Consider the following 18,356-nt stretch of genomic DNA (forward strand, 5'->3'; position numbering starts at 1 on the left):
TGGACGCCATGCCATAACAGAGCCATAAGCGCGGTGAGCGAGTGTCCGGAGTAGGCAAACGGAACACTAGAGCCGCATCGAGCCCAATAACCCTTGCAGAAAGTGCTCGCCGGCTTCCACCTGGCTGATTTCGATGAACTCGTCAGGCTTGTGTGCCTGTTCAATCGAGCCCGGGCCACAGACCACCACCGGCACATCCAGGCGTTGTTTGAACAACCCGCCCTCGGTGCCGAATGAGACTTTGGCAGTGCCGGTATCCGGTGCGGCGAAGTTTTTCAGAAAACGCACCGCTTCGACGCTCGGGTGGGTATCGAGGCCAGGATAGACGTTCAGGGTTTCGATCTCGATATCCGCCACGCTGGACAGCTTTTTGGCTTCGCGCACGATCAGTTCGGCCCGTTCGCGCATCTGCTCCAGAAACTGATCTAGGTCATCCGCCGGCAGGTTACGCACTTCGAAATCCAGGGTGCACAGGTTCGGCACGATGTTCAGCGCCTTGCCGCCGACAATCTGCCCGACATGCACGGTGCTGTAGGGCACGTCGTAGTCAGCATCCTGAGCGCCCTGCTCTTGCAACTGCTGCTGGCTTTGACGCAGCGCGGCAATGAAATCGCAAGCCACGTGAATCGCATTGACCGAGCGCGGTGCCAGGGAGGAATGGGCTTCCAGGCCGCGACAGTAAGAACGGTAAGAGCCCTTGCCCTTGTGCCCAAGCACAAACTGCATGTTGGTCGGCTCACCGATCACACAAAGAAACGGTCGCACCGGTGCCAGATGCAACACATCCAGTAAGCGTCGAACACCCACGCAGCCGATTTCTTCGTCATGGGACAGCGCCAGTTGCAACGGCCGACTCAACGAATGATCGGCGGCATCGAGCATGGCGTCGATAGCCAGTGCGACAAAGCCCTTCATATCGCAACTGCCACGGCCATAGATCCGACCGTCCTGCACCGTCGCCTGAAACGCCGGAAAGGTCCAGGCTTGCCCCGCTGCCGGCACCACGTCGGTGTGTCCGGACAGCAGAATCCCTGGCACCTCCCGCGGACCGGTGCTGGCAAACAGATTGGCTTTTTTGCCGCTTTCATCCTTGACGATCAACGACTCGATGCCCTTGCTCAGCAGCAGCTCGCGCACGTACTCGATCAAGGCCATGTTCGACTCCGCAGAGACGGTGTCGAAGGCCACCAACCGTTTGAGAATCTCCAGTACACGGGGTTTCATGAGGCCTTGCTCCGCTGTTCGACTGAAGAAGCGAACCGGTTGATGGAGAACGGCAAAATCGAAGTACTGGTGCTGCCGGTGCTGATCAGTTCGGCCATCACGTCACCGACCCCTGGGCCAAGCTGAAAGCCATGGCCGCAGAAGCCGAACGCATAGAACAATCCATCGACAGTGCCGCTGGGGCCCATCACCGGCAGGGAGTCGGGCAGATAACCTTCGATGCCGCTCCAGACCCGAATGATATTCAGGTTGCCGACACCTGGCAGCAGGCGACGCATCTGATCCAACTGATTGAGAATGCTGCGCGGCTCGACATAGGCCCGGCGGTTGAGCATGTCCGGTTCGCTGCGATAGCCGCCACCGATGACGATGTTTCCACGGGGTATTTGGCGGAAATAAATCACTTCCTCGGGAATCTTCGTATAGACACCGATGACTGTTGGCAAGGCGTAAGGCACTGGCTCGGTCACGGCCATTTGCGGGCCATGGGTGTCCAGCGGCACCGGTTCGCCGAACTGCGCCGAGAGTTTTTGGCCCCAGGCACCAGCGGTGATCAACAGCTGAGCGGCGCTGAACTGACGACCGTCGGTGGTACTGATGCTGAACTCGCCGCCGACCTTTTGCACCTCGGCCACTTCAGTGCGCTCTTCGATCCGCGCACCGAGGCGTCGTGCCGCGCAGGCAAACGCCGGGGCCGCCAGACGCGGGTTGGCGTGCCCGTCGTGGGGAGCATAAGAGCCGCCCTTCACATCCGGGCCGAGAAATGGGAAGCGCTTGTGTAACTCGTCGCCACGAAAGATCTTCAGTTCCAACTGCTCCGCTTCGGGCGCATCGGCATAGGCTTGCAGCTCGGCGATCTCGTCTTCGCGGTAACACACCCGCATATGCCCGCTGGCGATGAATTCCAGGTCATCGTCGATCAGCTCTGGCAGACGCTTCCATAACGCCCAGGAGCGATTGGCCAATTCCAGTTGCCCGAGGTAACGCCCTTGACGTCGTACGTTGCCGAAATTCACGCCGCTGGCGTACTGACCGATCTGATCGCGTTCCAGCAGAATCACCGACTGCCCGCGCTGGCGCAGGAAAAACGCCGCCGCCGAGCCCATCAGGCCGCCGCCGACAATCACGACATCGGCTTTGTGTAGCGTCATGACGACACCTCCTCGGTGAGCATCGAAAGGGGTTTGACCGGTGCCTGACCGCGCTGCCGACCGACCTGTTCCACGCAAACGCCAGCGGCCGCGGCAATCACTTCAGCCCCGGCCTGGGAGCAATAACGCCCCTGGCAGCGACCCATGCCGACACGGCTGAACGCCTTGGCCCGGTTGACTTCACAAGCGCCTTTTTCCCGGACCACTGCACGCAACTCGCCCGCGCTGATCATTTCGCAGCGGCAGACGATGGCCGTGTCCGGCAAGGCTTTGGCTTGCGCCGCCGGCCAGGGAAATGCCTGGGCCAGACCCAGGCGAAACTGATCCATCACCGCCAGCGCGTGCCGTTGTTCGTCGCGCAACCCGATGCTCAGCGGTTGCTGCAGATCCTCCAGCAGGGCCATGGCCACCAGTCTTCCGGCGTGCTCGGCGGCATCGGCACCGCGAATTTTCGAACCGTCACCGGCGGCATATACACCGCTGACCGAGGTCCGACCGTCTTCATCCACCGCCAGCCACCATTGGCTGGAGGCCTCGTCAAAGCGCATACGGCAACCGGCCAGATCGGCCAATTGGGTTTCCGGGCGCAAGTGATACCCCAGGGCCACGGCATCGCAATCCACCGCCAAGGTCTCACCGCGCGCCGTGCGCACGCGTACGCCACTGACACCACTGGCCGCATCGCCCCGCACTTGAAGCGGCGAAATGCCCAGATGCACCGGGATTTTCGCTCGATAGAGCTGCGCCAGCAGTTTCATCCCGGTGAACAGCAAACCGGGGCGTGCCAACAGCTTGGGCAACGCACCGATTCGCTTGCTCAACGGCGAAGTGTCGAGCACCGCCGCGACCTTGGCCCCGGCTTTCACATACTGACTGGCGACCAGATACAGCAACGGCCCGCTGCCCATGAACACCACGCGGTGGCCGATGGACACGGCCTGGGATTTCAAGGCGATCTGCGCCCCGCCGAGGCTGTAAGTGCCCGCCAATTGCCAGCCTTCGATCGGCATCAAGCGGTCGGTGGCGCCGGTGCAGAGGATCAGCGCGTCGTAATCCACCGTCGAGTGCTTGCCCTGGCTGACGCAGCACAGTTGCCCCGGCGTCAGGTTCCACACCAGTGTGTCCGGACGGTAGTCGATCGACCCGCGTAAACGGTCGAAGCTCTGGTGCAGGTCGTTGGCCTTGGCGGCTTCGGTGCCGTACAGCGTGGCGTAATCGCGGGTGAAACCTTCCGGTTGGCGCCGGTAGATCTGCCCGCCATCCCGGCGATTCTCGTCGATCAGGATCGGCTTGAAACCAGCGGCGACCAGGGTTTCGGCACAACGTATGCCGGCCGGCCCGGCGCCGACAATAACGACTCGGTGAGTGCTCAGCCGCGCAGTGGCCATATCGCCTCCGGTTGTGTGGTGACAATATCCAGGCCTTCACGGACCTCGTTGGAACAGGCGCGTAGACGCTCGCCGCTGCGGGTCCAGACCCAACAGTCCTGACACGCGCCCATCAGGCAGAAACCGGCGCGGCGACCCGGATCGAACTCCGATTGGCGCAACGCCGAGCCCTGAGTCAGCAACGCGACCATCAGCGTATCGCCCTGCAGCGCCTCGATGGGCTTGCCGTCTACCTGCAGTTTGATGGTGGGCCGGCCCTGTTCGGCCAGCCTTACGAAACGCCCGTTCATGCATAGGCTCCCGCGATCATGCTGTTTGAATCCTTCTGGGTTTTCAGCAATTCGGCACTGTCGTGATGGCAAAGGATTTCACTGCCGCCCACAATCATCCGACGGTCCGGCGGGACGCAATTGCACAGACCGTCAACCCGCACCGGGCAACGATTGAGGAAAGTGCACAGCCCAAGCACATTGGCTTTTTCACCAATGGGCGGCAGCGTGCCGCAGGTCGTTGTTCCGCAGCCTTCCAGCCAGCCTTGGCGCAACTCCGGCACCGAATGGATCAACAGGTCGGTGTAAGGATGGAACGGCGCCTCAGCGTACGACTGGCGAGTACCGGCCTGAATCTTGTGGCCGCTGTACATCACCACAATGTCGTCGCACAGGGCTCGCACGGTTGAGATGTCATGGCTGATGAACAGGTACGAAACCCCCAATTGCTGACGCAGGTCGCGCAATAGTTCGAGGATTGCTGCACCGACCACGGTATCCAGCGCCGAGGTCACCTCGTCGCAGAGAATCAGATCCGGCTTGGCTGCCAGGGCGCGGGCCAGGTTGACCCGCTGCTTTTGCCCGCCGGACAGTTCGTTCGGGCGGCGTTCGGCCATGGTTCGCGGCAGGCGAACCAGGTCCAGCAGCTCGCCGATGCGCTCGCGCAATGCGGCCCCTTTGAGACCGAAATACATCTTCAGCGGTCGGCTCAGAATGGTGCTGACACTGTGCATCGGGTTGAGTGCAGTGTCGGCGTTCTGGAAGACCATTTGAATGCGTCGGAACTGTTCATCGGTGCGCTCGGACAGGCTGCCGCCCAGCGGTTGACCATCGAAGGTCAGCCCGCCGAGGGCCGGCGCCAACAATCCGGCCACCACGCGTGCCAAGGTCGATTTGCCGGAACCGGACTCACCGATCACCCCTATGGCCTGACCTCTGCGAACCGTCAGGTCGATGTCTTCCAGCACGCGAATGGCCGGCATGCCTTGCGCGTTCTTGTTGCCGTAACCGGCGGTCAGGCCCTGGATGGTCAGCAGCGGCGTCTCTTCAGCGATACCGCAGGGTGGACGGATAGTGGTGTCCGGCCGTGCCGCCGCCAGCAGGCTGCGGGTGTATTCATGGGCCGGGCCGTTGAGCAAAGGTCCGGTGGCGCTCTGTTCGAAGATCTCGCCGCCATTGAGCACCACGATTTGATCGGCCATCTGCGCCACTACGGCCAGGTCGTGGGATACATAGACTGCCGTCGCGCCACGTTCGCGCACCACCCGTTTGAAGGCACGCAGCACGTCAATCTGGGTCGTCACATCGAGTGCCGTGGTCGGTTCGTCGAGCACCACCAGCAGCGGATCGCTGATCAGTGCCATGGCGGCCATCACTCGTTGCAGTTGCCCGCCGGATACCTGATGCGGGTAGCGCTGGCCGATGCGATCGGGGTCCGGCAGGGCCAGGTCGCGGAACAACTCGATGGCCTTGGCCTCAAGCACGGCCTGGCTGCCCAGACCATGAATCAACGCGCCCTCCACCACTTGGTCGATGAGTCTTTTCGCCGGATTGAACGCCGCCGCGGCACTTTGGGCGATATACGACACCCGATTGCCGCGCAGGCCTTGCAGCTCGCCTTCGCTCAACGCCAGCATGTCGTGCTCGCCGATTTGCACCACGCCGCCCGCCAGTCGACAACCGCGCCGGGCATAACCGAGCAACGCGAGGGCGATGGTGGTCTTGCCGGAGCCGGACTCACCGATCAACGCCAGCACTTCGCCTTTTTGCAGGGAGAAGCTCACGCCCTTGACGATTTCCACCTCACCAAGCTCGCCACAGGCGACCACTCGCAGGTCCTGAACCCGAATTAATTCACTCATTTCAATGACCTCCCGAACGTCGACTACGTCGCGACGACAGCCGGTCGATAAACAGATTCACACCGATGGTCAGTGTGCCGATGGCCAGGGCCGGAATCACGATGGCCGGTGCTCCCTGATTGAGGCCACCGATGTTCTCGCGCACCAGCGAGCCGAGGTCGGCATCCGGCGGTTGCACACCCAGGCCCAGAAAGCTCATGCCGCTGAGCAGCAGCACGATGAAGCCAAAGCGCAAGCCCAGGTCCGTCAGCACCGGGTTGAGCATGTTCGGCAGGATTTCCACGCAGGCGATGTACAGCCGACGCTCGCCGCGAGTACGGGCCACTTGCACGTATTCCAGCGCTTCGATGTTCACCGCCATGCTGCGCGCGATGCGGAATGCGCCCGGTGTGAAGCTCAATACCGCCGTGCAGATCAGCAAGGTGACCGAGGAGCCGAAGGCCGAGACCATGATCAGCGCCAGCATCTTGCTGGGGATCGAAATGAAAGCGTCCATCAGGCGACTGATCAGTTCATCCAGCCACTTCGGTGACACCACCGACAACAATGCACAACTGGTCCCCAGACTGCTGGCCATTACCGCGGCAATCAACGCCAGGCCGACGGTGAATCGTGCGCCGACGAGGATCCGGCTGAGCATGTCGCGGCCCAGGTAATCGGTGCCGAACGGGTAAGCAGCGCTCAGGTTGTCGAAGACATTATCAGAGACCACTTCCCCCACCGGATGCGGCGCCAGCCACGGGCCGAAGATGGCCACCAGCAACCAGATCACACACATCGCAGCGCCGATCAGGCCGAGCCAGGACGATCCGTGGGAAACCTTGCCCAGCGCCAATTTGGTAGTAGCCGGCGATTTCACAATGAGATTGTTCATTGATTTCTCAGCCTCGGATTGGAAAGAATCGCGCACAGGTCGGCAATCAGCACCAACGTCAAATACGCCGTACAAAACAACATGGTGCAGGCTTGAACCAAGGCCATGTCGCGGTTGGTTACAGCATCGACCATCAGGCTGGCGATGCCGGGGTAGTTGAAGATCGTTTCAACGATCACCACCCCGCCCAACAGGTAAGACAGGCTCAGGGCGATGGCATTGGCGATGGGCCCGATGGCGTTGGGCAAGGCATGGCGTAGAACGATCCGAATCTTGCTCACACCTTTGAGCCGGGCCATTTCCACGTAAGGGCTGTCGAGCTGATCGATCACCGCCGCCCGGGTCATGCGTGCCATCTGCGCGACAATCACGCAGCACAGCGTCATCACCGGCAACGCGTAAGTGCGCATGAATTGCCAGGGTGAAGTGATGTCACTGGCGTAGGACAACGCCGACAACCAGCCCAGGTTCACCGCGAATATCAGCACCGCCAGGGTCGCGACCAGAAACTCCGGCACCGCCACCATGGTCAAGGTGAAAAAGCTGAGGACACTGTCGATGCGCCCGCCCCGGCCCATGGCCGAACCGATCCCAAGAGTCAACGCCACCGGCACTGACACCAGCGCCGTGGCGGCCGCCAGCATCAGGGTGTTGGGCAGACGCCCGGCCATCAAGTCGCTGACCGGCATGGCGTTGGACACCGACAGCCCCATGTCACCGCTGAGCAGGCTCATCAACCAGTGCAGGTAACGCAACACACCGGGCTGATCCAGCCCCATTTTCAGGCGCAAGGCTGCCACCTGTTCCGGCGTGGCGAATTGCCCGAGAGACTGTTGCGCCGCGTCCCCCGGCAGCACCGCCGTGATGGCGAAAACCACCATGGACACAATCAACAAGGTCACGATCGCCGCGCCCAGGCGCCGGCCGATCAACCACAGTGTGTTGCTATTCATTACCCAATCCTCATGCAATGTCGCTGCAGCAAAAACCCGACTTCATCAAGCGTCCAGCCAGACCTGCTCGGAGAACATGTACCCCATGAAACCGCCCAGGGGGTTGGTGCCATAGCCCTTGACCCGCTGGTCGACACCATCGATGTTGCTGATGAACACCGGGACGCCGATACCGCTGTGGTTATGCACCAGGGTCTGCATGTCGGCGTACATCTTGCCGCGCTTGGCCTCGTCGGTTTCACCTCGGGCTTGTACCAACAGCTGGTCGAACTGTTCGTTTTTCCAGCCAGACTCATTCCAGGGTGCTGTCGACTGGAAGAACTGCGAGAAAATCATGTCGGCATTGGGCCGCGGGTTGATGTTGCCGAAGCTCAGCGGATGCTTCGCCCAGTGATTGGACCAGTAGCCATCGGCCGGCAGGCGGTTGACGTCGAGCTTGAGCCCGGCCTCTTTGGCCGACTGCTGCAGCAGCACGGCGATGTCCACCGAACCGGTCGCGGCCGGCGAGCACATCAGCGGCATGCTGATATTTTCCATACCGGCCTTTTTGAGCAGGAATTTGGCTTTTTCCGGATCGTAGGCACGTTGTGGCAGGTCGGCGTTGTAGAAGCGCGCACCGGGTGCGATCGGGTGATCGTTGCCGACCCTGGCGTAGCCACGGAATATCGCCGACTTGATCTGCTCGCGGTCCAGCAAGTATTTCATGGCCTCGGTGAATTCCGGGCTTTGGCCCGGCAGCTGGTCCTGACGGATGATCAGGTCGGTGTAGTTACCCGACGGCGAGTCCACGACCCGATGCTTGGTGCTGGCCTTGATGCGGATCGTTGAGCGCGGGTTAACCTCGTTGACGATTTGTACGTCGCCCGATAACAGGGCGTTAATCCGCGACGGCTCGTCGGCAATGGCGATAAATTCGATCTCGTCCAGGTACGGCAAGCCGGGTTTCCAGTAATTGGTATTGCGCACACCAATCGAACGCACCCCGGGCTTGAACTCCTTGGCCTTGAATGGACCGGTACCGATGCCCTGACTGAAATCGCTCGTACCCTCGGGAACGATCAACATGTGAGAGATGGCAAGAACCGACGGCAATTCAGCATTCGGGCCGCTCAATTGTATCTGCACTTCGTGGGTACCGACGGCCTTGACCTCGGCGAACTGCGACGCCAGCGGCAGGACCTTGGAACCGGTGATTGGATCCTTGTGCCGCAACAGAGAAAACACCACATCGGCGGCTGTCAGGGCCTTGCCGTTATGGAAAGTCACTTCCTTGCGCAGGGTGATGACCCAGAGCGTGGCGTCAGTGGTTTCAATGCGCTCGGCCAACTCCAGTTGCGGCACCATATGGCTGTCGAAACGCGTCAGGCCGTTGTAGAACATGTAATGACGCACGTAGTCGGTTGACGATGAGCCTTTGGCCGGATCGAGGGTGTCGGCGGTGGAGGAGGTCTGACCGGCAACGCGAATCCGTCCGCCCGGTTTGCCTTTGCCAGGGGTTGCGGCTTCATCATCGGCAAACAGCTTGCCGGCGGTGCCGAACAGACTACTGGCGCCCGCGACAGCCACCCCGGCCAACCCCAGCATCTGCAATGCATTGCGGCGCGACATGCCGCGATTGAGCCCTTCGAATACGCGCAGACTTTCTTCACCGGTGATCAACTGGGAGTCGGTGTTATTTTTATTGTCAGTCATGTCACATCTACCTTTCGTCAATGATAAGGCTCAAGTGCTGGCGATTAAACGCAGCGTGATTGAAACGTAAAAATGAGAAGCAACCACATGAACTCAGTGTAGATAGTCCTGCAGGCGGTAATACGCACCTACCAGAGGCAGAAACCAGGGCTTGCCGAAATGACCGGGAATTGCCGGCCAATCGAGTTCGCGCCAGGGATTGGCTTCGACCTTGCCGGCCATGACCTCGGCCATGACCTGCCCCATATGCACCGACATCTGTACCCCATGACCGCTGTAACCCATGGAGTAATAAACGCCTCCATGCTGGCCGGCCCGTGGCAACCGATCAGAGGTCATGTCCACCAACCCACCCCAGCAATAGTCGATCTTCACGCTAGCCAGCTGCGGGAACATCTGGACCATCGCCGCCTGCAACACTTTGCCGCTCTTGGCGTCGGAAACGCTGTCAGACATGGCAAACCGCGCACGACCGCCAAACAGCAAGCGATTGTCCGGCGTCAGGCGGAAGTAGTTACCGATCATGCGGCTGGTGACATAGGAGCGCCTTGCCGGTAGCAGGCTGTCGATCAGGGCTTGTGGTAGCACCTCGGTGGCGATCACGAAACTGCCCACCGGTACGATCCGCCGCCGATACCATCCCAATCCGCCCTGCTGGCACGTGCCTGTAGCCAGCAGAACCTGCTTGGCGTGCAGCGAGCCTTTGGTGGTATTGACCTGATAGCCGCCGGCACGGGCTTTCCAGTCCGTCACCGACACGCCTTGGAAAATCAATGCGCCGTGACGTGCCGCCGCCTCGGCCAGCCCGACACCGAAGCGCCCGACATGCATCTGCACGCCGTTGCGCTGCAGCAAGCCTCCATGGAACTGGGCCGAGTTGACTTCAGCACGGGCCTCTTGCGCAGACAGCAACTCGACCTCGGCATCGACCTCCCGCCGAATCAATTCGCAGGTGCGCGCCAGGCCTTCGTAATGCATCGGTTTGGCGGCCAGCTTGAGCTTGCCATTGCGCTTGAGGTCGCAGGCAATCTGCTCCTGCTCCACCAGCGAGACGACGCTCTGCACAGCGCTTTCATAGGCCAGGTAATAGGCTCGCGCTTTATCAGCGCCGAGGCTGGCGCTGAGTGCTGCGTAGTCCTGAGCAACGCCGGTGTTGCATTGACCACCATTGCGCCCCGAAGCCTCGCCAATCACCCGCCCCGCTTCCAGCACCACTACACTGGCCCCCTTCAAGGCCAGGGCCCGGGCCGCCGCCAGGCCGGTGAGACCACCACCGACGATGGCCACATCAACCTGCCCGGGCAACGCACCGAGCTGGGCACCGGTGAATACCGGTGCGGTATCGAGCCAATAAGACTCACTGCCCATGTCTAACCCCTTTTGCCTTGAAGAGTGCCTGAGACTCAGAGACCGACCAACCCGGCCAACCCGCCGATATCCGGGATCTGGTGGTAGCCATAGACCGCATTCGCCGGCTGTTCGTGACCACGGGCAACAAAGGCCTTGTTCTTGATCTTCATGTCGTGGGCCGGCATCAGGTCATAACGGAAGCTCGAAGACACGTGCAGAACGTCCTCCGGCCCGCAGCCGAGGTTGTCGAGCATGAACTCGAAGGCGGCCAAGCGCGGCTTATAGGCTTGGGCTTGTTGAGCGGTGAAGACTTTATGGAAAGGTGCGCCGAGCTTGTCGACGTTGGACATGATCTGCTCGTCCATTGCGTTGGAGAAAATCACCAAGGGAATCTTGTCGGCGATTTTTGCCAGGCCGGCCGGAACGTCGGCATGTGGGCCCCAAGTCGGTACGGCGTCGTAGTAGAGCTGACCTTCGCCCTTGTACTCGATACCCCAACGCTTGCAGACGCGTGCCAGGGAGGTCTTGATGATTTCATCATATGGCCGCCAGTCACCCATCACCTGATCCAGGCGATAAGCGGAGAAGTCCTTGACGAACTGATCCATTTGCTCGAGAGGGACTCGATCGGCGAACAGTTCGCGCGTCATGTTTCCCATTTGAAAGTTGGTCAACGTGCCGTAGCAGTCAAAGGTAATAAACTTGGGTCGAAGAAAGCTCATGAGTGCAGTCCTGGATGATTGTTGAGGTCATGACGGGGCAAGCAGTTACTCCGTTCGGGAAGCATCGGTGCAACGCTGCATCACGGATTTATTACAACACCAAGAGACCATGCATAAACTGTTAAAAGTATAGGCTTCTTGGTACAAACCACCGTTTTGCAGGGCTTGCTCAGCAGACTTTGCGGGATGCTCCAGACCCAGGCGCTCCACCCCCTGTTTCTATGCCTTTGCGGACTGTTATGGTGCGCTGGTAAGCCACGCACAACGCAATGTGCGGCGGTATTTATGACTGGAGGAAGGAGAACGGGCGCATCCTCTGAGGATACGCCCGCTGATTGTGCTGCGAGGGAGAAGCGGGGCCAATTACCTGTCGGCCTGCGGCCGCAACGATTGACCCAGACCGTTCAGGTCTCGCCCTCAGGGGAAAGACGTAAGCCCCTCATCAGTTATTTGAAAAACGCCGATCATGCATTGCCAACCGGCGCTCTCCAACGAAGTGATCGGTACTGTCTCTCGCCCTGATCATGCTTTCAATGCATCTTCCAGAAATGCCACCAATGCCTGTACGCGCGGGCTGCGGAGTTTGCGTGAGGGCACCAACAGGTTGATCGGTGCGCTGTCGAATTGCCAATCCGCCAACACCCGTATCAGGCTGCCGTTGGCGATTGCGTCACTGACATCCCATTGCGAACGTAGCACCAACCCCAAGCCTTGCTCGGCCCAACGCCGGGCTACGCTTCCATCATTGCTCAACAACACGGGTTCGATGCGCAGCGTTTTGCGCCCCTGCCCCTTACGCATATGCCACAGCGTGACATCTTCATCATTTTCACGAATGCAAATGCAGCGATGCTCGGCAAGTTGATCCGGCGACGACGGCACACCGTGCTGCTCAAGATAGGTCGAACTGGCGCATAACCATCGGTTGTTTTGTGTGAGTGGCCTGGCGATCCACAGGCTGTCGTTGAGGTTACCGATGTGAATCACCGCATCGCTGTCGTGACGATCAGGCCACGGCGTTTCGCGCAAATCGAGGTGCAGGCACAGCTGTGGATGCAACCTGGCAAAGCGGGCCAGCAGCGGCGCAATGCGCTGTCGCCCATAGCCGAACGGCGCCGCCAGCCTGAGTGTGCCAACCAGTCGCTCGTCATGTTGCTTGAAGGATTCCGGGAGCGCATCCAGCTGGTCCAGCAAGATCGCGCATTCACGGGAGAAACGCTCGCCATCGGCAGTAAGACTCAGGCGCCGGGCATCGCGATTGGCCAGGGTCAGACCCAGCAGCGTCTCCAGCTTACGCAGACGCATGGACAGCGCCGGTGGCGAGACATTCAGGACTCTGGCGGCAGCGCTTAAAGACTCGGAGCGCGCCAGCGTTACGGCCAGACGTAGGTCTTCGACAGAGATCATTCAATTTTACTTAATGATTGATGACTACCCATTGAACCATAACTTCACGACGGCTGAGTAGAGTGGGCCCCGTACCCAGCCACCCGAGTTTTGTCATGCCAGCCTCTATTGCCTCCCTCGATACCCCCGTCGCGATAGTCGATGTCCCGCGAATGCAGCGCAATATCCAGCGCATGCAGCAACGCATGGACACCCTGGGTGTGCGTTTGCGCCCGCACATCAAAACCAGCAAATGCCTCCCCGTCATCAAGGCACAGATAGCCGCTGGCGCGAGCGGTGTCACGGTTTCCACCCTGAAAGAAGCTGAGCATTGTTTCGCTGAGGGCATCAGCGATGTGTTCTATGCCGTCGCAATAGCGCCTGGCAAATTGGCTCAGGCACTGACACTCAGGCGCAAAGGCTGCAATCTGAGTGTGCTCACCGACAGTGTCATTGGGGCTCAAGCCATCGTCGCTTTCGGACAGAAAAACGACGAGCGATTCGAGGTCTGGATCGAGATAGATTGCGACGGCCACCGATCAGGTCTGACCGTTGAAGACAGCGCACTCATAGACGTCGCACGGGTCCTTTCCGAGGGGGGCATGCAACTGCGAGGCGTGATGACCCACGCCGGATCCAGTTACGAACTCGACAATCTTGAAGCGCTGCAGATCTTGGCCGAACAAGAGCGCTTCCTCTGCGTCAGCGCCGCCGAAAGAATCCGCGACGCCAGGATGGCGTGCCCAGAGGTCAGCATCGGCTCCACTCCCACGGCACTGTCGGCGCTGAGCCTGAAAGGCGTCACTGAAGTACGCGCAGGTGTCTACGTGTTCTTCGACCTAGTCATGCACAACATCGGCGTCTGCCAGCCAGACGAGTTGGCACTGAGCGTGTTGACCACCGTTATCGGTCACCAGCAAGACAAAGGCTGGATCATCACCGATGCCGGCTGGATGGCCATGAGTCGTGATCGCGGCACGCAGCGCCAACGACAGGACTTCGGTTACGGACAGGTGTGTACCGAAGCTGGCGACTGGATCGAGGGCGCGCTGGTCACTGGCGCCAACCAGGAACACGGCATCATCACACTTGGAGCGGCCGAGAGCGCCAATATCGTAGCGCGCTTCCCTATTGGCAGCCGTCTGCGCATTCTGCCCAACCATGCATGTGCCACAGGCGCGCAATTCCCGGACTATCACGCCTGTGACGCCGAGGGCGTCGTGCACACCTGGAGTCGCTTACATGGCTGGTAATCAAGCAGGTTCGATCGACTTAATCCACACGGCTAACGCAGCAGCTCCGGGTGGACATTACTCCCAGGCGGTAGCGCACGAGGGTGTTTTATATGTGTCCGGGCAACTGCCGGTACGCGCGAATGGCGACCACAGTGCCGACCAACCGTTTGAGGTTCAAGCATCAATCGCCCTCGACAACCTCGTGGCGATCCTCAGCGAAGCGGGCCGGAGCAAGAGTGACCTCCTGAAGGTCACTGTCTATGTCGTAGGGATAGAACACTGGCCCGCCTTTGATCGAATTTATGCCCATTACCTGGGTGAACATCGGCCAGCACGCACCGTGGTACCCGTTCCGGTCTTGCATCATGGTTACTTGATCGAAATCGAAGCACTGGCCCGCGGTGAACAAAAGGAAACCTACCTATGACGGGGCGCCTTGCAAGACTGGGAGAGCACGAACGCCCCAGCGTAAAACTTTGGGTGGACGGCTTGCCCATCACAGCGTTGCAGGGCGACACCCTGATGGTCGCGTTGCTGACCCAGGGCTCGGCGTTGCGCCAGTCGGAATTCGATTCGGGCCGCCGCGCCGGTTTTTGTTTGATGGGCGCCTGTCAGGATTGCTGGGTCTGGACCCGCAGCGGCGAACGCCTGCGCGCCTGTTCCAACGAAGTCCGTGACGGGCTCGACATCGTCACCACACAACCGGAGGCGACATGGCCACTGCACGGCTGAGCGCTCATAAAGTCGTTATCGTCGGTGCCGGGCCGGCCGGCGTTCGCTGTGCCGAAACCCTGCTGACGGCAGGGTTCAAACCGATCCTGATCGACGAAAACCGCCGCGATGGCGGGCAGATCTACCGGCGCCAACCGGAAGGTTTCACCCGCGATTACGCCACGCTGTACGGCACCGAGGCCGCCAAGGCCCGGGACCTTCACCAGAGCTTCGACCGTTTGCGCGGGTCGATCGACTACCGTCCGGACACACTGGTGTGGAACCTGACGCCGGGGCAACTGTGCTGCGTCAGCCAGGGCAAGCACTCGACTGTGGATTACGACGCGCTGATCCTCTGCACCGGCGCCACCGACCGATTGATGCCGATCGAAGGCTGGCAATTGGCGGGCACTTACAGCCTCGGCGGGGCGCAGATCGCCTTGAAATCCCAGGCCGTGTCCATCGGCCACCGCGTGGTGTTCATGGGCAGCGGGCCGTTGCTGTATCTGGTCGCCAGTCAGTATGTGAAAGCCGGGGCCAAGGTCGCGGCGGTGCTCGACACTTCGCCGTTGAGCAAGCGAATCGGTGCGTTGCCCAAGCTGTTGGCACGCCCCGGTTTGCTGTTCACCGGGATGAAACTGCTGGCGCAGCTCTATCGAGCGAAAATCCCGGTGCATCTGGGCATTTCGCCGCTTCAAGTGCGGGGCGATGCGGCCAGTGGTGTCAGTGGCGTACGCGTGCGCACGGCGCGCGGTGAGACCTTGGCGGTGGATTGCGATGCCGTGGCCCTGGGGTATCACTTGCGCCCGGAAACCCAATTGGCCGATCTGGCCGGTTGCCGTATGCGCTTTGACGAGGCCTCCAGCCAATGGTGGCTGGCGGTCGATGAAGACGGTCGGACCTCGGTCAGCGGTGTATATGCCGCCGGTGACGGTTCGAAAATTCGCGGTGCCGATGCCGCCGAGCACGCCGGAAGACTGGTGGCCATGGCGCTGCTGGAGGATCTGCAGCAACCGCTGAGCATCGGGTTGCGCGACGAACAACGGCACGCGCTGGCGGTGATGGATCAGTTTCGCCTGGGTCTGGCCCAGGCATTTCCCTGGCCGGCGGCGCAAGCCAAAGCCTTGCCGGACACGGCCATCGTCTGCCGCTGCGAAATGATCAGCGCGGGCGAGTTGCGTGCAGTGGTCAGGGAAAAAGGCGCTTGTGAAGTCAACCGGGCCAAGGCGTTCAGCCGTGTCGGCATGGGTCGCTGCCAGGGGCGTTATTGCTCCCAGGCCGGGGCTGAAGTGATTGCCGCGGCCGCTGGCGTTTGCGTGGAACAGGTCGGTCGGCAGCGCGGTCAGGCCCCGGTCAAACCCTTACCGATGACGATCATCGAGGAGCCCTCATGAAACCGCAAAAAAGCGATGTCCTGATTATCGGCGGCGGCATCATGGGCTCGACGTCGGCGTTTTTCCTGCGCCAGCGTGGACACTCGGTCACCCTGCTGGAGCGCGACCAGATCGGTCAGTACGCCAGCGGCGTGAACTTCGGCAACGTGCGACGCCAGGGGCGTTACCTCGGGCAGCTGGAACTGGCCAACCGTTCCTGGGCGTTGTGGAAACGACTGCCGGAGCTGATCGACGACGACCTCGAGTTCATCGCCAGCGGCCATATGCGGGTGTGTTATCGCGAAGACGAAATTGCTGAACTGGAGGCCTATGCGGTGGCCCCGGAGGCCCGTGAACTGGACTTGCAGATCCTCACGGGCAAGGCCTTGCATGCACGCTTCCCGTTCCTCGGCCCGGAGGTCAAGGGCGGCTCCTACGCGCCCCACGATGGTCACGCCAACCCGCGCCTAGCGGCGCCGGCCTTTGCCCGGGCGGCCCGTCGCCTCGGCGCCCGGATCGAAGAGCGCACCGAAGTCGCCGAGGTGCAGAAGGTCAATGACGAATTCCACGTCACGACCACCGATGGCCAACTGTTCGTCGCCCAGCAATTGTTAATCAGCGCGGGCGCCTGGGCCGCCAAACTGTCCGAGCAATTCGGTGAACCCGTGCCGTTGGAACCCAATGGTCCGCAGATGTCCGTGACCGAGCCGGTGCCTTACGCCTTGCCGACGGTGATCGGCGTGTTTACCAAAATCAAGGAAGAGGTGATCTACTTCCGGCAGATCCCCCGCGGCAACATCATCATCGGCGGCGGCAACCGCTGCACACCGGACATGCTCAACCGGCGCGCCTACTTCAAGCCGGAAAGCCTGCTCAACCAGATGCGGCAAATGCGCCGCCTGCTGCCGGGGGCCGAGAAGCTGAACATCATCCGGGTGTGGAGCGGCATCGAGAGCTATACACCGGACTCCCTGCCGGTCATTGGCCCCAGTGGCACCATCGATGGCTTGTTCTATGCCTTCGGCTTCTGCGGCCATGGCTTCCAGCTCGGCCCGGGCGTCGGCGACGTGATGGCCGAACTGATCAGCACCGGCAGTACCCGTACCTTGATCAGTCCATTCGATATCCGTCGGTTTACTCACCCCTCCGCGATTGCGATGCCGTTATCTACAAGCCTACTCAGCACAGGCAAACTTATATGAGCCGCGCACCGCAACTCCCTGATCGCCCCACTCAAGATCGCCATCTTCAAGGAGGCTCCATGCCTGCAACGTCAGATTCTGCCTATCTGTACCGCACTGTTACCGCGGCGGATATGCCCGCGGCACACGCTCTCTCCGTGCACCTGAAATGGCCTCACCGAGAAGAAGACTGGGCCATGGTGCAGCGCACGTCTGAAGGCTTTGTCACGGAACATAACGGTCAGTTGGTCGGCGTAGCATTCGCCTGCCATCAAGGCGCTTATTCCTCCATCGGCCTGGTGATCGTGAGTGATGAGCACCAAGGAAAGGGGATCGGACGTCGACTGATGAACCTATGCTTGGAAGCCACTGCACCACGCACGCCGATTCTCAATGCCACCGAGTCGGGCGCACCGCTCTATGCAAGCATGGGGTTCGTCGACTTCGCACGAATCCAGCAGCATCAAGGCGTGCCACAGACACCGGCGCTGCCCCCTTTAATCAAGGGCTCGCAGTGTCGCGTATTAGGCCCAGCCGATTACCCGAGGCTGATTGAATTGGCCAATGCTGGTAGCGGCCTGGACCGCACAGCGGTACTCAACGATTTGCTCCCGATGGCCGAGTACGTGGTCGGTATTGACGCGGATGGACAGCTACAAGGCACTGCCCTGCTCCGTCGTTTTGGCCGTGGCCATATCATTGGTCCGGTTGTCGCACAAAACCTGGAACAGGCCCAACACTTGATTGCCCACCTTCTGCGTTTGATACCTGGTGCCTTTGTTCGCTTCGACATTCTGGCCGATTGCGGGTTGGCCGGCTGGCTGGAGAGCCTAGGGTTGCAGTGCGTCGACAGAGCGCCGCGAATGGTTCTCGGAGCGCCCCCGCAATCAAGCAACGGAATCAAGCAGTTTGCTCTGGTGACTCAAGCTCTCGGCTAGCGATCACGAGCGCCAGCAAGGGTTTTATCGGACGCCATACCCACGTA

General features: G+C 60.8%; 17 protein-coding genes. 6 read left to right on the plus strand and 11 right to left on the minus strand.

Features of this window, described 5'->3' with window-relative positions:
• Positions 1–66: 66 nt before the first annotated feature.
• The 11 genes from argE to ACYZTW_RS21545 form a co-directional block, all read right to left on the minus strand.
• Positions 67–1,224, minus strand: a complete 1,158-nt coding sequence (gene argE / locus ACYZTW_RS21495; RefSeq protein ID WP_462001706.1) for an acetylornithine deacetylase — start codon at positions 1,222–1,224, stop codon at positions 67–69.
• The gene (locus tag ACYZTW_RS21500; protein WP_462001707.1) at positions 1,221–2,375 is read right to left on the minus strand and encodes an NAD(P)/FAD-dependent oxidoreductase; all 1,155 of its coding nucleotides are present in this window, start codon (positions 2,373–2,375) and stop codon (positions 1,221–1,223) included. The genes argE and ACYZTW_RS21500 overlap by 4 nt, the downstream gene beginning before the upstream one ends.
• A complete protein-coding gene (locus ACYZTW_RS21505) occupies positions 2,372–3,763 on the minus strand; it encodes an FAD/NAD(P)-dependent oxidoreductase (protein ID WP_462001708.1) in 1,392 nt (463 codons plus the stop codon). The genes ACYZTW_RS21500 and ACYZTW_RS21505 overlap by 4 nt, the downstream gene beginning before the upstream one ends.
• Positions 3,745–4,053 carry a (2Fe-2S)-binding protein gene (locus ACYZTW_RS21510; protein ID WP_305421364.1) on the minus strand — a complete coding sequence of 103 codons (309 nt, stop codon included), beginning with the start codon at positions 4,051–4,053 and terminating at the stop codon, positions 3,745–3,747. Before ACYZTW_RS21510 ends, ACYZTW_RS21505 begins: the two co-directional genes overlap by 19 nt.
• Positions 4,050–5,894 (minus strand): ABC transporter ATP-binding protein, encoded by a 1,845-nt coding sequence (locus tag ACYZTW_RS21515; RefSeq protein WP_462001709.1) that lies wholly within the window; start codon positions 5,892–5,894, stop codon positions 4,050–4,052. The genes ACYZTW_RS21510 and ACYZTW_RS21515 overlap by 4 nt, the downstream gene beginning before the upstream one ends.
• Before the next feature lies 1 nt (position 5,895).
• Positions 5,896–6,768 carry an ABC transporter permease gene (locus ACYZTW_RS21520; RefSeq protein ID WP_462001710.1) on the minus strand — a complete coding sequence of 291 codons (873 nt, stop codon included), beginning with the start codon at positions 6,766–6,768 and terminating at the stop codon, positions 5,896–5,898.
• Complete coding sequence (locus ACYZTW_RS21525) at positions 6,765–7,721, minus strand: ABC transporter permease (RefSeq protein ID WP_223430146.1); 957 nt, start codon at positions 7,719–7,721, stop codon at positions 6,765–6,767. Before ACYZTW_RS21525 ends, ACYZTW_RS21520 begins: the two co-directional genes overlap by 4 nt.
• Before the next feature lie 45 nt (positions 7,722–7,766).
• Positions 7,767–9,413 carry an ABC transporter substrate-binding protein gene (locus tag ACYZTW_RS21530; RefSeq protein ID WP_462001712.1) on the minus strand — a complete coding sequence of 549 codons (1,647 nt, stop codon included), beginning with the start codon at positions 9,411–9,413 and terminating at the stop codon, positions 7,767–7,769.
• A 93-nt stretch (positions 9,414–9,506) separates the two neighbouring features.
• Positions 9,507–10,781 (minus strand): NAD(P)/FAD-dependent oxidoreductase, encoded by a 1,275-nt coding sequence (locus ACYZTW_RS21535; protein ID WP_462001713.1) that lies wholly within the window; start codon positions 10,779–10,781, stop codon positions 9,507–9,509.
• Positions 10,782–10,816: 35 nt separating this feature from the next.
• On the minus strand, positions 10,817–11,485 hold the full coding sequence (locus ACYZTW_RS21540; protein ID WP_462001714.1) for a haloacid dehalogenase type II: 669 nt from the start codon (positions 11,483–11,485) through the stop codon (positions 10,817–10,819).
• A gap of 522 nt (positions 11,486–12,007) precedes the next feature.
• Positions 12,008–12,892 carry a LysR family transcriptional regulator gene (locus ACYZTW_RS21545; protein WP_462001715.1) on the minus strand — a complete coding sequence of 295 codons (885 nt, stop codon included), beginning with the start codon at positions 12,890–12,892 and terminating at the stop codon, positions 12,008–12,010.
• Between the two features lie 95 nt (positions 12,893–12,987).
• Between ACYZTW_RS21545 and ACYZTW_RS21550 the strand changes: the two genes are divergently transcribed.
• From ACYZTW_RS21550 to ACYZTW_RS21575, 6 genes are read left to right on the plus strand one after another with little or no spacing between them, the layout of a single operon-like run.
• Complete coding sequence (locus tag ACYZTW_RS21550; protein ID WP_462001716.1) at positions 12,988–14,124, plus strand: DSD1 family PLP-dependent enzyme; 1,137 nt, start codon at positions 12,988–12,990, stop codon at positions 14,122–14,124.
• A complete protein-coding gene (locus tag ACYZTW_RS21555; RefSeq protein ID WP_462001717.1) occupies positions 14,114–14,533 on the plus strand; it encodes a RidA family protein in 420 nt (139 codons plus the stop codon). The genes ACYZTW_RS21550 and ACYZTW_RS21555 overlap by 11 nt, the downstream gene beginning before the upstream one ends.
• A complete protein-coding gene (locus ACYZTW_RS21560; protein ID WP_462001718.1) occupies positions 14,530–14,838 on the plus strand; it encodes a (2Fe-2S)-binding protein in 309 nt (102 codons plus the stop codon). Before ACYZTW_RS21555 ends, ACYZTW_RS21560 begins: the two co-directional genes overlap by 4 nt.
• Positions 14,820–16,211, plus strand: a complete 1,392-nt coding sequence (locus ACYZTW_RS21565) for an FAD/NAD(P)-dependent oxidoreductase (protein ID WP_462001719.1) — start codon at positions 14,820–14,822, stop codon at positions 16,209–16,211. The genes ACYZTW_RS21560 and ACYZTW_RS21565 overlap by 19 nt, the downstream gene beginning before the upstream one ends.
• Complete coding sequence (locus ACYZTW_RS21570) at positions 16,208–17,392, plus strand: NAD(P)/FAD-dependent oxidoreductase (RefSeq protein ID WP_462001720.1); 1,185 nt, start codon at positions 16,208–16,210, stop codon at positions 17,390–17,392. The genes ACYZTW_RS21565 and ACYZTW_RS21570 overlap by 4 nt, the downstream gene beginning before the upstream one ends.
• A gap of 59 nt (positions 17,393–17,451) precedes the next feature.
• Positions 17,452–18,309: a GNAT family N-acetyltransferase gene (locus tag ACYZTW_RS21575; protein WP_462001721.1), complete on the plus strand. Its 858-nt coding sequence runs from the start codon at positions 17,452–17,454 to the stop codon at positions 18,307–18,309.
• Positions 18,310–18,356: the final 47 nt, after the last annotated feature.

The organism is Pseudomonas sp. LB3P25 (genome assembly GCF_054897985.1).

Bases quoted from the DNA above. Each gene is read 5' to 3' on its own strand.
- argE (WP_462001706.1), bottom strand. From the start codon at position 1,224: ATGAAACCCCGTGTACTGGAGATTCTCAAACGGTTGGTGGCCTTCGAC.
- ACYZTW_RS21500 (WP_462001707.1), bottom strand. From the start codon at position 2,375: ATGACGCTACACAAAGCCGATGTCGTGATTGTCGGCGGCGGCCTGATG.
- ACYZTW_RS21505 (WP_462001708.1), bottom strand. From the start codon at position 3,763: ATGGCCACTGCGCGGCTGAGCACTCACCGAGTCGTTATTGTCGGCGCC.
- ACYZTW_RS21510 (WP_305421364.1), bottom strand. From the start codon at position 4,053: ATGAACGGGCGTTTCGTAAGGCTGGCCGAACAGGGCCGGCCCACCATC.
- ACYZTW_RS21515 (WP_462001709.1), bottom strand. From the start codon at position 5,894: ATGAGTGAATTAATTCGGGTTCAGGACCTGCGAGTGGTCGCCTGTGGC.
- ACYZTW_RS21520 (WP_462001710.1), bottom strand. From the start codon at position 6,768: ATGAACAATCTCATTGTGAAATCGCCGGCTACTACCAAATTGGCGCTG.
- ACYZTW_RS21525 (WP_223430146.1), bottom strand. From the start codon at position 7,721: ATGAATAGCAACACACTGTGGTTGATCGGCCGGCGCCTGGGCGCGGCG.
- ACYZTW_RS21530 (WP_462001712.1), bottom strand. From the start codon at position 9,413: ATGACTGACAATAAAAATAACACCGACTCCCAGTTGATCACCGGTGAA.
- ACYZTW_RS21535 (WP_462001713.1), bottom strand. From the start codon at position 10,781: ATGGGCAGTGAGTCTTATTGGCTCGATACCGCACCGGTATTCACCGGT.
- ACYZTW_RS21540 (WP_462001714.1), bottom strand. From the start codon at position 11,485: ATGAGCTTTCTTCGACCCAAGTTTATTACCTTTGACTGCTACGGCACG.
- ACYZTW_RS21545 (WP_462001715.1), bottom strand. From the start codon at position 12,892: ATGATCTCTGTCGAAGACCTACGTCTGGCCGTAACGCTGGCGCGCTCC.
- ACYZTW_RS21550 (WP_462001716.1), top strand. From the start codon at position 12,988: ATGCCAGCCTCTATTGCCTCCCTCGATACCCCCGTCGCGATAGTCGAT.
- ACYZTW_RS21555 (WP_462001717.1), top strand. From the start codon at position 14,114: ATGGCTGGTAATCAAGCAGGTTCGATCGACTTAATCCACACGGCTAAC.
- ACYZTW_RS21560 (WP_462001718.1), top strand. From the start codon at position 14,530: ATGACGGGGCGCCTTGCAAGACTGGGAGAGCACGAACGCCCCAGCGTA.
- ACYZTW_RS21565 (WP_462001719.1), top strand. From the start codon at position 14,820: ATGGCCACTGCACGGCTGAGCGCTCATAAAGTCGTTATCGTCGGTGCC.
- ACYZTW_RS21570 (WP_462001720.1), top strand. From the start codon at position 16,208: ATGAAACCGCAAAAAAGCGATGTCCTGATTATCGGCGGCGGCATCATG.
- ACYZTW_RS21575 (WP_462001721.1), top strand. From the start codon at position 17,452: ATGCCTGCAACGTCAGATTCTGCCTATCTGTACCGCACTGTTACCGCG.